The organism is Gottfriedia sp. S16(2024) (assembly GCF_050473765.1).
GTDB lineage: Bacteria > Bacillota > Bacilli > Bacillales > Bacillaceae_G > Gottfriedia.
The window spans coordinates 4,627,549-4,643,603 of the sequence record NZ_JBFLUO010000001.1 but is presented as its reverse complement, the minus strand read 5'-3'; the positions used below and the strand labels follow the sequence as shown (position 1 = coordinate 4,643,603).

The 16,055-nt window shown below is 33.2% G+C and carries 18 protein-coding genes; 16 read left to right on the top strand and 2 right to left on the bottom strand.

Going from position 1 to position 16,055, the window contains the following annotated elements:
• Positions 1–68 precede the first annotated feature (68 nt).
• From AB1282_RS22370 to AB1282_RS22335, 8 genes are all read left to right on the top strand, one after another.
• Entirely contained in the window at positions 69–1,073 is a 1,005-nt protein-coding gene (locus tag AB1282_RS22370; protein ID WP_098232832.1) for a thiamine pyrophosphate-dependent dehydrogenase E1 component subunit alpha, read from the top strand.
• A 16-nt stretch (positions 1,074–1,089) separates the two neighbouring features.
• Positions 1,090–2,073, top strand: coding sequence for an alpha-ketoacid dehydrogenase subunit beta (locus tag AB1282_RS22365; RefSeq protein ID WP_025671106.1), 984 nt, complete (start codon positions 1,090–1,092; stop codon positions 2,071–2,073).
• Between the two features lie 27 nt (positions 2,074–2,100).
• On the top strand, positions 2,101–3,435 hold the full coding sequence (locus AB1282_RS22360; RefSeq protein ID WP_056475226.1) for a dihydrolipoamide acetyltransferase family protein: 1,335 nt from the start codon (positions 2,101–2,103) through the stop codon (positions 3,433–3,435).
• A 267-nt stretch (positions 3,436–3,702) separates the two neighbouring features.
• Positions 3,703–4,179: a GNAT family N-acetyltransferase gene (locus tag AB1282_RS22355; protein WP_390311316.1), complete on the top strand. Its 477-nt coding sequence runs from the start codon at positions 3,703–3,705 to the stop codon at positions 4,177–4,179.
• Positions 4,180–4,399: 220 nt separating this feature from the next.
• Positions 4,400–5,650, top strand: coding sequence for an MDR family MFS transporter (locus AB1282_RS22350; protein WP_056475233.1), 1,251 nt, complete (start codon positions 4,400–4,402; stop codon positions 5,648–5,650).
• A 117-nt stretch (positions 5,651–5,767) separates the two neighbouring features.
• Entirely contained in the window at positions 5,768–6,016 is a 249-nt protein-coding gene (locus AB1282_RS22345; protein WP_390311317.1) for a hypothetical protein, read from the top strand.
• Between the two features lie 91 nt (positions 6,017–6,107).
• Entirely contained in the window at positions 6,108–6,419 is a 312-nt protein-coding gene (locus tag AB1282_RS22340) for a hypothetical protein (protein WP_056475239.1), read from the top strand.
• Between the two features lie 113 nt (positions 6,420–6,532).
• The gene (locus AB1282_RS22335; protein WP_056475242.1) at positions 6,533–6,970 is read left to right on the top strand and encodes a BrxA/BrxB family bacilliredoxin; all 438 of its coding nucleotides are present in this window, start codon (positions 6,533–6,535) and stop codon (positions 6,968–6,970) included.
• A gap of 100 nt (positions 6,971–7,070) precedes the next feature.
• Here the strand turns inward: AB1282_RS22335 and AB1282_RS22330 are convergent, their stop codons facing one another.
• On the bottom strand, positions 7,071–7,268 hold the full coding sequence (locus tag AB1282_RS22330; RefSeq protein ID WP_056475245.1) for a hypothetical protein: 198 nt from the start codon (positions 7,266–7,268) through the stop codon (positions 7,071–7,073).
• Between the two features lie 155 nt (positions 7,269–7,423).
• Between AB1282_RS22330 and AB1282_RS22325 the strand changes: the two genes are divergently transcribed.
• From AB1282_RS22325 to AB1282_RS22295, 7 genes are all read left to right on the top strand, one after another.
• The gene (locus tag AB1282_RS22325) at positions 7,424–7,906 is read left to right on the top strand and encodes an NUDIX hydrolase (protein WP_156339730.1); all 483 of its coding nucleotides are present in this window, start codon (positions 7,424–7,426) and stop codon (positions 7,904–7,906) included.
• A gap of 452 nt (positions 7,907–8,358) precedes the next feature.
• Positions 8,359–9,114 (top strand): transporter substrate-binding domain-containing protein, encoded by a 756-nt coding sequence (locus tag AB1282_RS22320; RefSeq protein WP_390311320.1) that lies wholly within the window; start codon positions 8,359–8,361, stop codon positions 9,112–9,114.
• Between the two features lie 97 nt (positions 9,115–9,211).
• Positions 9,212–10,552: an aspartate aminotransferase family protein gene (locus AB1282_RS22315; protein WP_429900468.1), complete on the top strand. Its 1,341-nt coding sequence runs from the start codon at positions 9,212–9,214 to the stop codon at positions 10,550–10,552.
• Between the two features lie 79 nt (positions 10,553–10,631).
• Positions 10,632–11,291: an amino acid ABC transporter permease gene (locus AB1282_RS22310; RefSeq protein WP_056475253.1), complete on the top strand. Its 660-nt coding sequence runs from the start codon at positions 10,632–10,634 to the stop codon at positions 11,289–11,291.
• Positions 11,284–12,006, top strand: coding sequence for an amino acid ABC transporter ATP-binding protein (locus AB1282_RS22305; RefSeq protein ID WP_056475255.1), 723 nt, complete (start codon positions 11,284–11,286; stop codon positions 12,004–12,006). Before AB1282_RS22310 ends, AB1282_RS22305 begins: the two co-directional genes overlap by 8 nt.
• Positions 12,007–12,349: 343 nt before the next feature.
• Positions 12,350–12,694: a DUF485 domain-containing protein gene (locus AB1282_RS22300; protein ID WP_056475258.1), complete on the top strand. Its 345-nt coding sequence runs from the start codon at positions 12,350–12,352 to the stop codon at positions 12,692–12,694.
• Positions 12,691–14,241 carry a solute symporter family protein gene (locus AB1282_RS22295; protein WP_429900466.1) on the top strand — a complete coding sequence of 517 codons (1,551 nt, stop codon included), beginning with the start codon at positions 12,691–12,693 and terminating at the stop codon, positions 14,239–14,241. Before AB1282_RS22300 ends, AB1282_RS22295 begins: the two co-directional genes overlap by 4 nt.
• Positions 14,242–14,309: 68 nt before the next feature.
• Here AB1282_RS22295 and AB1282_RS22290 read toward each other — a convergent pair whose 3' ends face one another.
• Complete coding sequence (locus tag AB1282_RS22290; protein ID WP_056475263.1) at positions 14,310–14,834, bottom strand: acyl-CoA thioesterase; 525 nt, start codon at positions 14,832–14,834, stop codon at positions 14,310–14,312.
• Positions 14,835–15,087: 253 nt separating this feature from the next.
• On the opposite strand from AB1282_RS22290, the gene AB1282_RS22285 reads away from it, so the two are divergent.
• Positions 15,088–16,047, top strand: a complete 960-nt coding sequence (locus AB1282_RS22285) for an aromatic acid exporter family protein (RefSeq protein WP_429900464.1) — start codon at positions 15,088–15,090, stop codon at positions 16,045–16,047.
• Positions 16,048–16,055: the final 8 nt, after the last annotated feature.

Below are 16,055 nucleotides of genomic sequence, written 5' to 3'. Positions count from 1 at the left end.
TCTCTACATTTCATCACTATAATGATTTAAAACGCTTCCACATCGTATGTGGTAAAAGGGGGATATTTATGGAAAAGGTTACAACTTCAAACCGTCATGAACAGCTTGGTTTATCAAATGATGACGTTCTTAGTATGTATGAAACAATGCTAATGGCGCGTCGTATTGATGAGCGTATGTGGTTATTAAATCGTGCTGGTAAAATTCCGTTCGTTATTTCTTGTCAAGGCCAAGAAGCAGCTCAAGTTGGATCAGCTTACGCATTAGATAATACAAAAGATTACGTATTACCATACTACCGTGATATGGGTGTTGTTTTACAATTCGGAATGACAGCAAAAGAATTAATGCTTTCTGGTTTTGCTAAAGCAGAAGATCCAAACTCTGGTGGACGTCAAATGCCAGGTCATTTTGGACAAAAGAAAAATCGTATCGTTACAGGTTCATCTCCAGTTACAACTCAAGTACCTCACGCTGTTGGTGTTTCTTTAGCTGCAAAAATGGAAGGTAAAGATATCGTTTCTTGGGTTTCATTTGGTGAAGGTTCTTCTAACCAAGGTGATTTCCATGAAGGCGCAAACTTTGCTGGTGTACATAAGTTACCAGTAATTTTCATGTGTGAAAATAACAAATATGCTATCTCAGTACCGATTGAAAAGCAATTAGCATGTGAAAAAGTATCAGATCGTGCAATTGGATACGGAATGCCTGGTTTCACTGTTGATGGAAATGATCCATTAGAAGTTTACCGTGTAACAAAAGAAGCAGTTGACCGTGCTCGTCGTGGAGAAGGTCCAACATTAATCGAAGCTGTATCTTATCGTTTAACTGCACACTCTAGTGATGATGACGATCGTATTTACCGTTCTCGTGAAGAAGTAGAAGAAGCAAAAAGCAAAGATTGCTTATTTACATTTGCTAAATACCTTCATGAAGTTGGTGTGTTAACAGAAGAAATAGAAAAAGAATTAGATACAAAAATTCGTGCGATTGTTGATGAAGCAACTGACTACGCAGAAAACGCTCCATATGCAGCACCTGAGCATGCATTGAAGTTTGTTTACGAAGAATAAGAGGGGGTAGGACAATATGGCAGTAATGTCTTATATAGATGCAGTAACTTTAGCGTTAAAAGAGGAAATGGAACGCGATCCAAAGGTATTTGTATTAGGGGAAGACGTTGGATTAAAAGGTGGAGTATTTAAAGCGACTCATGGTCTGTATGATCAATTTGGTGAGGATCGTGTATTAGATACACCACTTGCAGAATCTGCAATTGCGGGTGTTGGTATTGGTGCTGCAATGTACGGACTTAGACCAGTAGCTGAAATGCAATTTGCTGATTTCATTATGCCTGCAGTAAACCAAATTATTTCTGAGGCATCAAGAATTCGTTATCGTTCAAACAATGACTGGACTTGTCCTATTACGATTCGTGCTCCTTATGGAGGCGGTGTACACGGTGCACTTTATCACTCTCAATCTGTTGAGAAGGTATTTGCAGGTCAACCAGGTTTAAAAATTGTAATGCCTTCTACTCCTTATGATGTTAAAGGATTATTAAAAGCAGCAATTCGTGATAATGACCCAGTAATTTTCTTTGAACACAAACGTGCTTATCGATTAATTAAAGGTGAAGTACCTGAAACTGATTACGTACTTCCAATTGGTAAAGCTGATGTAAAACGTGAAGGTGAAGATATCACAATCATCACTTACGGATTATGTGTACACTTTGCACTTCAAGCTGCAGAAAAATTAGCTCAAGATGGCATTTCTGTACATGTTTTAGACTTACGTACAATTTATCCATTAGATAAAGAATCTATTATCGAAGCTGCTTCTAAAACAGGAAAAGTTTTATTAGTAACTGAAGATAATAAAGAAGGAAGTATAATGAGCGAAGTTGCAGCAATTATTGCTGAAAATTGCTTATTTGAATTAGATGCGCCAATCGCTCGCCTTGCTGGCCCTGATGTTCCGGCAATGCCTTATTCTCCTACAATGGAAAAATTCTTCATGGTTAATCCAGACAAAGTAGAAAAAGCGGCTAGAGAACTTGCAGCATTTTAATGGCACTGTTTGAAAAAGGGGGACATAATGATGATCGAAAATATTAAAATGCCTCAATTAGGTGAAAGTGTAACAGAAGGTACAATTAGTACTTGGTTAGTAAAAGTAGGGGATCACGTAAATAAATACGATCCACTTGCTGAAGTTATGACAGATAAAGTTAATGCTGAAGTACCATCTTCATTTTCTGGTGTAATTAAAGAATTAATCGCAAATGAAGGGGAAACTTTAGCTGTTGGTGAAATCATTTGTACGATTGAAGTTGAAGGAGCTTCTGGTGAAGTAGCTGCTACAACAATCGAAGAAACTAAACCAGCTGAAAAAGCTGCACCTGTAGCACCAGCACAAATTCCTGTAGCTGCTGCACCGGTTCAAACTATTGATAAAACTGATGAGTCTGGTAAAGTACGTTTTTCTCCAGCTGTACTTCGTTTAGCACAAGAAAATAATCTTGATCTTTCATTAATTCCTGGTACAGGAAATAATGGTCGAGTTACTCGAAAAGACGTTTTAAATGCAATCGCAAATGGTGTACCTCAAGCGGCACCAGCACCTGTTGCAGTTGAAACTCCTGCTCAACCAGTTGTAGCACAAACTGCTCCTGCTGCCCAAGTAGCTAAAGCACCTGCTGCAGCACCAGCACCTGTTATTCCTACAGCAGTTGGTGATATTGAAATTCCAGTTACAGGCGTACGTAAAGCAATTGCTTCAAATATGTTACGTAGTAAACATGAAGCTCCACACGCTTGGATGATGATCGAAGTAGATGTTACAAACTTAGTAAATTACAGAAACAGTCTTAAAGATTCTTTCAAGAAAAAAGAAGGTTTCTCTTTAACATTCTTCGCATTCTTTGTTAAAGCTGTAGCGCAAGCACTTAAAGAATACCCAATGATTAATTCAATGTGGGCTGGAGATAAAATCATCCAAAAGAAAGATATTAACTTATCGATCGCTGTTGCAACAGACGATGCATTATTTGTTCCAGTAATTAAAAATGCTGATGAGAAAACAATCAAAGGTATTGCACGTGAAATTACAGAATTAGCTACAAAAGTTCGTACTGGTAAATTAAAATCAGACGAAATGCAAGGTGGCACATTCACAGTAAATAACACTGGATCATTTGGTAGTGTTCAAAGCGCGGGTATCATTAACTACCCACAAGCTGCAATTTTACAAATTGAAAGCATCGTAAAACGTCCAGCTGTAGTAAACGGTATGATTGGCGTTCGTGATATGGTTAACCTGTGCTTATCACTTGATCACCGTGTACTTGACGGATTCATTTGTGGTAAATTCTTAGGAAGAGTAAAAGAAATCCTAGAAAATACAACAAAAGAAAATACGAACGTATATTAATTCTTAAACGAAAGAGGTTGTCTTAAGGTGGCAACCTCTTTTTTTATGTTTAAAAATAGATTTGTTGCTGAGGTAGTGAAAATAGACATATAAAATCACGCATAATGAAAAACGCCACCGAGATACCCCTCAACCATGCAAAGGTAATAAAAAAAGGATATATTTGTTTCCTCTTTCCTGAATTTATAAAATGCCCTTTTGTAATGACCTGTGATAAAATTAAATAATTATAAAATTCTGTATTTTATTAAAAAAGGGGTGGGCATTATGCTAGTTGAACAAAACGGCTATTACATATCAACTAATAAAGAATTATTAAACAGAGAAGTTATTTATCATTTTTTAGACAAAGATTCATATTGGGCAAATGAAATTCCTTATGAGTACATTGAGCGATTTATCAAAGGATCTTTCTGTTTTGGTGTTTACAAGGGGAGTCCAGGAGAAAATGAACCAACACAAGTAGGCTTCGCTAGAGTAGTTTCAGATGGCGTCACATTTGCCTATTTAGCAGACGTATTTATTCTCCCAGAATATCGTAAACAAGGCTTATCAAAATGGCTAATGGAACAAATCATGAGTTATGACAAACTCTCAACTGTACGAACATTCATGCTTGGTACAAGAGATGCTCACAACTTATACCGCAAATTCGGCTTCGAAGTGATTGATAATAGTAAAAACCGATTCATGGCTATATTAAAAGACAATCTTTATCGTGATACGAAAATCAATAGGGAATAGGATGTCATTCCTCTTCTCTATACCCCTTATGTCTCCATGCAATACCATTTCCTAAAATAACTTTAGCATTGGCTTTATTAGAAGCTTTCCCCCCTTTCCTAAGTCTTTTACGCAACCTCCAGTTCACTTTTAGGTCCCTGAACTAAAACCTTTACAAACTGTAACATTTGTAAGATAATTTACAAATATGTGACATCTTAGAGAAATAGGGGGGGATAAGATGTTTAAAAATTTATCTGCCGTACATCCTGTTGCTTGGAATATCGTTATAGGAACTTTATTCGTTAGGTTTGCTAGCACAGTAAGTATGCCGTTTTTAGCTATTTATTTAACTTCAGTTAAACATATCTCACCTGCAATGGTTGGGCTCATGTTAACAGTTTCATCTTTTTTAGGGGTACTTTTCAGTTTTATTGGAGGAACTCTTTCTGATCGTATTGGAAGAAAAACTATTTTATTATCGAGTATTTTCTTATGGTCTATTACATTAGTTGGTTTTGGACTAGGAAATTCTTTCGTCTGGTTTTTCGTGCTGAACTCGATCTTAAATATTTGTTCATCATTTTTCGAACCTTCTTCAAGAGCATTACTTTCTGATTTAACCGACGAAAAATCAAAACTGTTAGTCTTTAATTTGCGCTATGCTGCGATTAATGTTGGAGTTGCAGTAGGTCCTTTAGTTGGTTTATATCTAGGAAGCTCTAAAAGTACATTGCCATTTGTATTATCTGGAATTGTGTACTTTTTTTATGGTTTAACATTATTATTTATGTTATCAAAATATAAAATTGGAGAAGGAAAGTCTGCTTCAACAACTAACAAAGTTACGATGAAGGCGTCGTTTTCAATTTTACGTAAGGATATCATCTTTGCTTTAACAATTCTAACAATCTGTTTTTATGGGCTTGGTTATTCACAAAGCTTTTCAACAATGTCTCAATATTTCGCGAATGCACCACAGTTTCATAATGGAGTTAAACTGTATGCGTATTTAACAACAATCAATGCAGTAACTGTAGTAATACTTCAATTCCCAATTGTAAGTAGAATGAAGAATTTTTCACCTACTGTATCTATGATGATTGGAAATGTGATTGTTAGTTTAGCGGTTGCTGGATTTGGGTTATTTACTAACTTTTTCTTATTAGCAATCGTAATGATTGTGTTAACTGTAGGAGAAATATTTGCATTTACATTTACAGATGTATTTGTCGATCAGCTTGCTCCTGAAGAATTAAAGGGTACTTATTTTGGGGCAATGGGATTCTCAAAGCTTGGCTTCGTTTTCGGGCCAGCGCTTGGTGGAAGTTTATTAGCTTACTTCGGATATGAAAATGGCGGCCGTGGTTTTGTTATTATTAGTGCAATCGCTTTTATAAGTTTTCCAATGATGTATTTTGTAAATCGACTTTTTCAAAAAAGAAATGCAGTCAAGGTTGAATCGGATACAAAATTAACGGTTAATTCTTAAAAGAACGCAAATAAGCGTTCTTTTTTTGTTAGAATAAATATTTTTTCCATTCATTTCCAGTAACTAATTGTGATACATTTAAAGTAAGAATAAAAATAGCGAGGATGGGGAGTTATTTTGAATAAATATGGTAGGCTTTCTTTAATGATGGTTGGTATCAGTATAGTTATAGCTCTTTTTATCCATGATCACACTCAACAACTAGGCATATTCCTTTTATGCTTTTTAATCTTATCAATAACAGGGGTAATTTTTGCATTCCTCTCAAAAAAACTTACAAATATTATTCTTGGCGTCGTCTTAAATGTTGTCACATTTATTTTTTTCTTCTTATTAGTATTGGCGTTCGGTATTGGTGAAGCTTAATTATTAGAGTTTTTTCATTAGATACTAAAAAAGTATGCTTTCGTTCATTTCCTCATATATTTGTATAAACAAACGATATGGAGGGAGAGATATGGACGAACTTCTTTTTGATCAGTTTAAGTTATTAAGTTGGGACTGTATAATATTAGAAGGTGCTAGTGAGCAAGAAGAAGAACTAATGAAAAATGTATTATCCACGTTACATTCAGTCGGATTAAAAAATAAGATTGATGCAAAAGTTTTATTTATTGCAGGAAATGTGGAAAAGATTGATCAGTTTGTCATAAAAAATCCATTCGTAACCGTAATAAGAGTTGTTGAAGAATTAAATGAAGATTACCAATACGCCATATCTACTTTAGCTCATTTGCCGAATGTAATCGTAGAGTTAGTGAATGATTAATTAATGCGTTAAAAAGATTCATTTGAAATAATAAAACTAACAGGTTCAAAAGCTTGAATTAATAGCCGCTTAATTGGTAAGATGAAAAAAAGAGCATGTAAGGAGTAGATGAAATGAATATGAATTTTAATTTTTTTATGAATGATGTTGTCCATACTGCACGTCAAGAAATCGTAGCGGCTGGTTATGCAGAGTTAAAAACACCTGAGGACGTCGAGCAAGCACTAGAAAAGAAAGGCACTACACTTGTAATGGTAAACTCAGTATGTGGTTGTGCTGGTGGTATTGCGCGTCCTGCAGCAGCACATTCAGTGCACTATGATGCAAGACCAGACCAATTAGTAACTGTGTTTGCAGGGCAAGATAAAGAAGCTACTGCGAGAGCACGTGAATATTTTACAGGTAAAGCACCATCTTCTCCATCGTTTGCACTTTTAAAAGATGGTGAGCTTGTTGCGATGGTTGAGCGACATGAAATCGAAGGCCATGATCCAATGCAAGTTATTCAAAAACTTCAAAATTACTTCGATCAATTTTGTGAAGAAATTTAAATAAAAAAGTACAAAAATTTATGGGGGAAATTCCATAAATTTTTGTACTTTTTTTGTGCATAATAATATTATTATGTAAACTAAAATGAAATGAACCGTTCTAATTAATGGATAGTTTGTAAATAAAATAAAAAATAAAAAAGAAAGATAATGCAGCTAAGGAGCATGTAAAAATTAATAGCATTAATGCATCCTTATATGCTGTTTCGTCATATTTTACTCGAAAAGCGAAAGATTCTAGTTTATGTTTTTTGGATTTTCTATATTGGTTTAAATCGATAATATTTGATTGATCCACAACACACCTCTCCTTTGTAGTACTAATATATTATTTAAATTTTAAAATATTCTAAAAAATTAGTAAAGTTGTTTTACAAACAAATAAATAGCAAATTATGCCATAATTAATAGAGATAAAATATACTAATATGCTTGAAAGGTAAGTGGGAATTTGTGAAATATACTTTATGCTTTATCAAACGAAATGATGAACTATTAATGTTAAATCGTATAAATGCTCCTACAATGGGAATTTGGAATGGTGTTGGTGGAAAAATAGAAAATGGGGAAACAATCGAAAGATCAGTGCAAAGAGAGATTGCAGAAGAAACTGGAATACATATTGAGTTGAAAGATATTACTTATAAAGGGAAAGTGACCTGGCATGAAGAAGATGTGGATTTCGGAGGTATGTATGTATTTCTGGCAGAGGTTTCTAATAACCTAAAATATGATACGCCTTTAAAAACAGATGAAGGAATTTTAGATTGGAAAAAAATAGATTGGGTAATAGATGAAAAAAATCAAGGAGTAGGAGAGTGTATTCCATATTTTCTTCCTATACTATTAAAAAACGAGCGGAATCATCATTATTCCTTTTATTATAAGGAGAATAAGGTTGTTAATGTAGTAATAGAAGAGGAAGTTTTAGTATAATAAAATAATTTATAAATGAATAATGTAATCATTTTTATGAAAATACCATTTCCATAATGGTATTTTTTTTATGAATAATCATGAAAACGCTTAAATTTGGGGGAATTTATGTTTTTGGAAATTTAAAATGTAGTAATATGCGAGATTTGTCGAAAACTTTTTGAAAGGTTTGAAAAGTTTGATAACAACTCTGTCATTCACCTATATGAATAAATATATAAATATAGTGAATATTAATGAAAAAATTTTTTGAATAATATCCTTGTAAAATTAGGCTGTATCTAATTTTTTTGTCGAAAACCTGAAAAATATAGTTGCATATTTATTAGTATGTGTTAAAATTCATTTTGTGGAATAATTATTCATTCGGAAAAAATGGTTGTTTAATAGAATACTAAAAAGATAATATAAATAATAAGTTTGAATTTTTAAAAAATTAGGGGGAAGCATTAATGAAAAAATTAGTCGGAGTTTTAGCTGCATCAGCATTATCAATTGGAATGTTATCTGCTTGTAACAAGTCAGATGATAAAACCTTAATCTTAGGAACAAGTGCGGATTATAAGCCTTATGAATTTATTGACACTAAAGAGGATAAAATAGTCGGGTTTGATGTTGATTTAGCTAAAGCGCTTGGTAAAAAAACTGGTTATACTATTAAAGTAAAAGACATTGATTTTAATTCATTAATTACTGCGATGAATGCAGATAAAGTAGATTTTATTATGGCAGGTATGAAAAAGACACCTGAGCGTGCGAAAAATGCAGATTTCACTCAACCATATTTCACTGATCAAAATGAAATAGTTGTAAATAAAGATTCAAACATTAAAAGTGTTAAAGATTTAAAAGGAAAAACAGTCGGTGTACAAGCTGGTTCAATTCAAGAAACAAAAGCAATTGATGTTTCTAAAAAAGTTGGATTTAAAGTTGAAAACCGTAACCGAATCCCTGAGATGGTAGAAGAATTAAAAGCTGGAAGATTTGATGCTGTTGTTATCGAACAATCTGTAGCAAGTGGCTATTTAAATAAATTACCTGAAATGCAAGGCGAATTAATGCAAGATTTCTTTGAAACATCTGGATCAGCAGTAGCTCTTCCAAAAGGTAGTAAATTAACACCTAAATTTGATAAAGCACTTAAAGAATTAAAAGAAGATGGAACTATTGATAAATTAGTTAAAAAATGGTTCGGAGAATTGAAGTAATACGTAAGTTTTTAATAGATTAAAAGATAAAGCTATAGGGTATGGCAGAAGATATAAAAAATGATAAGTTTTGTTGTAATCAGGGGAGGAATTATTGATGGAGAGAGATTGGAGTCACTTATTAGAAAAAATGCCTTTACGTCTTGCGCCAAGCATGGCAAAGGATCATCCTAACTTACCGGTTATAAAGGAAGAAGGCTGTTACTACTATGGTGTAGATGGTAAGGAGTACTTAGACTTTACATCTGGAATTGCTACTACAAATGTTGGACATCGTCATCCAAAAGTAGTACAGGCAATTAAAGATGGTGCTGATTCTTTAGCTCATGGTCCGTCGGGTGTTATTATTTACGAATCGATTTTAAAGCTAGCAGATGAGTTGGCTGAAATTCTTCCTGGTAACTTAGATACTTTCTTTTTTGGTAATAGTGGAACTGAAGCAATTGAAGGTGCTATTAAGCTAGCTAAACATGCTACTAAACGTCCATATATTGTTTCATTTATTGGTTGTTTCCATGGCCGTTCTATGGGAGCATTAAGCGTTACGACATCAAAAAGTAAGTATCGAAAATTTTTACAACCAACAGGCTCTTATCAAATACCGTATGCAAATGTTTCAGAATGCCCTGAAGGTTATGATGAAGAACAATATGTAGTAGAACAATTAGAAAAAGATTTTAAACGTTTATTTAATCATCAAGTAACACCAGAAGAAGTAGCTGCAGTTATTGTAGAGCCAGTTCTAGGTGAAGGTGGATATATAGTACCACCTAAAGCATGGTTAAAGAAAATACGAGAAATCTGTGATAAAAATAATATTTTACTAATTTTTGATGAAGTTCAAACTGGATTTGGTCGTACAGGAGATTGGTTTGCTGCACATACTTTTGATGTAACGCCAGATATTATGGCAATTGCAAAAGGAATTGCAAATGGTATTCCTTTAAGTGCGACTGTAGCATCAAATGAACTAATGAAACAGTGGCCACTAGGTAGTCATGGAACAACATTTGGAGGAAATCCAATAGCTTGTTCAGCTGCACTGGCTGTTTTAGAAATTATTAAAGAAGAAAAGCTTTTAGAAAATACGAAAGAAGTTGGAGCTTACGCTGTAGAAAAACTGAATGCACTAAAAGTAAAGCATCCGGTAATTGGAAGCATTCGCTCAATTGGGTTAATGATCGGCATTGAAATCATTAATCCCGCTACAAAAGAACCAGACGGTGATGGATTATTTAAAATTCTTGATCTGGCTTTGGAAAAAGGTGTTTTATTCTATTTCTGTGGTAACAACAGTGAAGTCATTCGAATGATTCCACCATTAACAGTTACGAAGAATCAAATCGATGATGGGTTAGCAATCTTAGATGAAGCATTAACTGAATATGAGCAATCCATTGGATATGAATTATATGAAACAAAGGGCATTGGTTTCTAAACCAGTGCTCTTTATCTAAACAGACTTTGTCGAATAAACTTGGCAATTTAAAAGACAAATAGTAAAGGAGTACTACAATATGAACTTAGATTTTTCTCAAATTGTCCCTTCAATTCCATATATATTGGCCGGATTAAAATTAACACTTCTAGTAGTTGTTTGTTCAATTTTATTAGGTCTTGTTTTAGCAATATTACTTGCATTAATGAAAATTAGCCGTGCAAAATGGCTAGTTGTAATAGCAGATTTTTATACATCAATTTTTCGTGGAACACCGATGGTTTTGCAATTAATGATTATTTATTATGGTTTACCACAATTAATTGGTGTCGATATCGAAAAGTTTCCAGCAGCCGTATTGGCCTTTGGATTGAATTCAGGAGCTTATGTATCAGAGATCATCCGTGCAGGTATACTAGCAGTAGATAAAGGTCAACAAGAAGCTGCATCAGCTTTAGGGATCCCTTATCGTAAAATGATGTCAAAAATTATTTTACCTCAAGCATTTAAAAATATTTTACCAGCTTTGATGAATGAGTTTATTACGTTAACTAAGGAATCAGCAATGGTAACAGTAATTGGTGCATCTGATTTAATGAGAAGAGCATTCTTAGTAGGTGGAGAGACTTACTCATTTATGGAGCCACTTATTTTTGTAGCTGCAATCTATTACATTATCATTATGATTTTATCACTTCTAGGTAAATCTGTTGAAAGGAGAATGCGTACAAATGATTAGAATTACTAATTTAAATAAAAGCTTTGGAAATGTTCATGTATTAAAAGGAATAACAACAATAATTGAGCAAGGATCTGTTGTTGCTGTAATTGGCCCATCTGGTTCTGGAAAGTCTACATTTTTACGTTGTATGAATTTATTAGAAACTCCTTCAAATGGTGAAATTTGGATGGATGATATTGAAATTACAAATCCTAAAAGTAATATAATGAAAATTCGTGAAGAAGTAGGTATGGTATTCCAGCATTTTCATTTGTTCCCACATATGACAGTTCTGGAAAATATTACGTATGCTCCGATTAATGTAAAAGGTATGAGTAAGGCTAAAGCAGAAGAAAATGCGAAGGCTCTACTTGAAAAAGTTGGTCTTCTTGAAAAAGCAAACGTATATCCTCCTAAACTTTCAGGTGGTCAAAAACAACGTGTAGCTATAGCAAGAGCACTTGCAATGGAACCTAAAGTAATGCTATTTGATGAACCAACATCAGCTTTAGATCCAGAGATGGTAAAAGAAGTACTTGAAGTAATGAAATCATTAGCTCATACTGGTATGACAATGGTCATCGTTACACATGAAATGGGTTTTGCAAAGGAAGTTGCAGATCGAATTCTATTCCTGGACGAAGGAAATCTAGTTGAAGATGCAACGCCAATCGAATTATTTACAAAACCTAAAACAAATCGTGCAAAGTTATTCTTAGAGAAGGTTTTATAAGACATTTAATCACTTATAATATGAAGAATCCCTACTTTTCAGTTGAAAAGAGGGATTTTTTTATTGACAAAAAATTCTTTGATTTGGTTTTAACTTGTCTAATTATGTTTTCAGTTTGTAAGTCAGCGGAAGTTTTTTGTATTTCAAGTTGATCTTGAGTTTTAATTCTACAAAAAATAATTTAAAAATTAGAACTTGTTAATTCTTGTCTATCGAAAACATTTATTAAAGTGTTTCTAAATGAAATACAATTATCTTAGTTTCTGAATATTCTTTCATTTATTTTTAGCAATAATATTTTCAAATTTTTCAAGAAATAAAAACTTGAAAGGGGAGTATGATGATGGAATTGGACCAAAACTCTAGTACGAGTATGAGTGAAAGCAAATACTCGGAAGTTGCAAAATCTCATGAGTTTAAACAGTTACTGAAAGCAAAAAGAAAGTTTATCCTACCAATGTCTTTATTCTTTTTTTGTTTTTACATTGCATTACCTTTAATGACTTCTTATTCTAAAGCACTGAATACAAAAGCAATTGGGGAGGTCACATGGGCTTGGATATTTGCATTCGCTCAATTTGTTATGACATGGGTACTATGTATGATGTACAGTAAGAAAGCTGCATCCTTTGACAAAATGGCAGATCGAGTATTGGAAAAGTTAAATAAAGGAGGGGAGGAAATTTGAATACGACGGCATTTACTTTATTTTTAATTATCGTACTTGGAACGCTAGTTATTACATATTTCGCTTCTAAAAAAACAAAAGACGCGAAAGATTTCTATACAGCCGGCGGTGGGTTAACTGGATGGCAAAATGGATTTGCAATTGCAGGAGACTATATGTCAGCGGCATCCTTTTTAGGAATTGCAGGTGCGATCGCTTTAACTGGATTTGATGGATTTTTTTATAGCATCGGATTTTTAGTTGCATATTTAGTTGTTTTATATTTAGTAGCTGAGCCTTTACGAAATCTTGGTAAATATACGTTAGCAGATATGATTGCAGCGCGATTTGATCAAAGAAAAGTAAGAGGGGTAGCCGCGTTAAACACAATGACAATTTCAATCTTTTATATGATTGCACAACTAGTTGGTGCTGGTGCACTGATTAAATTATTACTAGGAATTGATTATACGACTGCTGTTTTAATAGTAGGTATATTAATGACTGTTTATGTAATATTTGGAGGTATGAGGGCTACTAGTTGGGTTCAAATTGTAAAGGCAATACTTCTTATGCTTGGAACATTAGTTATTTCAATCATCGTATTTGGAAAATTTAATTTCAACATTAACGAAATGTTTAGCCAAATGAGAACTGCAACTCCACTAAAGGACTCATTTTTAAATCCAGGTGTAAAATACACAAATGGATTAGACACAATTTCACTTAATTTAGCACTTGTTCTTGGAACAGCTGGATTACCTCATATACTGGTCCGTTTCTTTACAGTCCGTGATGCGAAAACGGCACGAAAATCAGTCGTATATGCAACTTGGTTAATCGGAGCATTTTATATTATGACGATTTTCCTTGGATTTGGGGCAGCTGCATTTGTTGGAAATTCTGAGATTATAAAAGCAAATCCAGCAGGAAATATGGCGGCGCCACTTTTAGCTGAAGTATTAGGTGGTAACTTTTTATTTGCTTTTGTTTCAGCTGTAGCATTTGCAACTATTCTTGCAGTAGTAGCAGGGCTTGTACTAACTGCTGCATCTGCTTTTGCACATGATTTTTACAATGAAATTTTAAAACAAGGTAAAGCAACTGAAAAAGAGCAAGTTTCAATGGCTAGATATGCCTCGATTGGTGTTGCTTTAATCTCAATCTTACTTGCAATATTTGCACAAACATTAAATGTTGCCTTTTTAGTATCTTTAGCATTTGCTGTTGCTGCAAGTGCGAACTTACCAGTCATACTCTTTACAATCTATTGGAAACGTTTTAATACGACGGGCGCAATTACTGGTATGTTAACGGGATTAATATCTGCCATCATACTAGTAGCAATAAGTCCAAATATTTGGAGTCCAATTGAAGGAAAAGCCATTTTTGTTGGAGATCCATTAATAAATTTAACGAATCCAGGGATTATATCGATTCCTTTAGGATTCATAGCTGCATATTTAGGCACAGTTCTTTCAAGTAAAAAAGAAAATGAAGCTAAATTTGATGAAATTCTTGTGAAGTCTAATACCGGCCATGGTGTATCTGGTATTTCTACGCATTGATCATAATTAGAAAAAAAGAAACTGAAGAAAATTCCTCAGTTTCTTTTTTATTTAGGAAACAAATTAATTTACTCATCACTTTGTTTTAATTTTAAAGGTTTTGTAGAGATAATTGTTTCAATGTTTTTACTGATTAATTTATTATTTTTACGGTTTTCGATTCTTGCTTTTGCTATTTCTGCAAGTTCTCGTTCTTCTTCAGTTTCAAGAATGATAGTTGGAACTGGCACCGTTTTATTATCTTTCATTCCAACAAATGTTAAAAATGAAGTAGCTGCAACTCGGCGATTGCCTGTAATCAAGTTCTCTGCAATCGCTTTTACGAAAATGACCATAGATGATGTTCCTGTAACTACGACAAAGGATTCATAAGAGATACAATCCTCTTCTGTAACAGGATGTAAGAAGTCTACATGGTCAATCGAAGCAGTAACACATTTCAATCTTGAATGTTTAGAAGCAGTAATTGAAGCAGTCATATCCATGTCAGCAAGAATTTTTCCACCAAATAAAGTTTGGTGATTGTTTAAGTCAGTAGGGAAAACTCGAACAGTTAAAGCTGACCGTGACTCATGGCAATATTTTGAACTCATAAATTCACACCTTTTATTAGAATAATGATATTTTTACCAATCTATTTATTATTAAGCGTAAATATGAGATGAAATTTTCATTAGATATATTTGAGAATGTGCCCTATTATCGTAAAGATTGAACGTACGCTTTAATGGAGCTTAGGCAACGTTGTTTTTATCAATCCTGATCATATTTTTATCTTTTCTTAACTTTAAGCTATTAAATGAATCAAATAGCTCATAAAGTAGAACATAAATAATAGGTGATATTATGTATAGAATTGGTTCAAGGATTGTTAAAACAGCGTTAGGGAGTGCGGTAGCAATTTTTATTGCACAATCGGTGGGAGTTCATTTTTACGCGTCTGCTGGAACATTAACAATATTATGTATACAAACAACCAAAAAGCGTTCATTAGATACAGCATTAAGAAGGTTCTCTGCATGCTTACTAATCATACTTTTTTGTATTTTTTTCTTTCATATTTTTGGTTATACACCTTTTGCGATTGGATTATTACTTTTATTTTTTATTCCAAGTTTAGTAAAACTTAAAATTCAAGAAGGAGTCATTTCTAGTACGGTGATCATGCTACATCTATATGGTCTTAAAAAAATTACAGTTCCGATCATAGTAGATGAAATAACTGTAATTGTAATAGGAATTGGTGTAGCTTTACTTTGCAATTTATATATGCCTAGTTTAGATGATCAAATAAAAAACTATAAAGTACAAATAGATTCTAAATTTTGTTTTATTTTTGAGAAGATTTCTATTTTTTTAAAAGAACCAGCTAATAAGTGTTTTTTAGAAGAATATGATGAAACAGTAAAATTGCTTCAAGAAGCGAAAAGAATTTCTAAATTAGAAATCGATAATCATTATTTTAAATCTTCGAATGATGAAGATTATGAATACTTTTTATTAAGAGAGAGGCAACTTGAAATTATTCACCGTATTATTGACACGGTTTGTGACATTAAAGTGAGTAACGAACAATCTCATATTTTATCCAAATTTTTTAATGACTTAAGTTTTTCAATCAATCCAATTATAAGTGGCGTTATATGCTTACATCAGTTAGAAGAAATCTATCATATGTTTCGTGAAATGCCACTCCCACAAACATCTGATGATTTTGAAACAAGAGCAGCGGTTTTAACAATCATTAATGAAATGGAAAGTTTTTTGATTATGAAATCAAAGTTTAAGGGAAAATACGTTAAGTGAAATTAAAA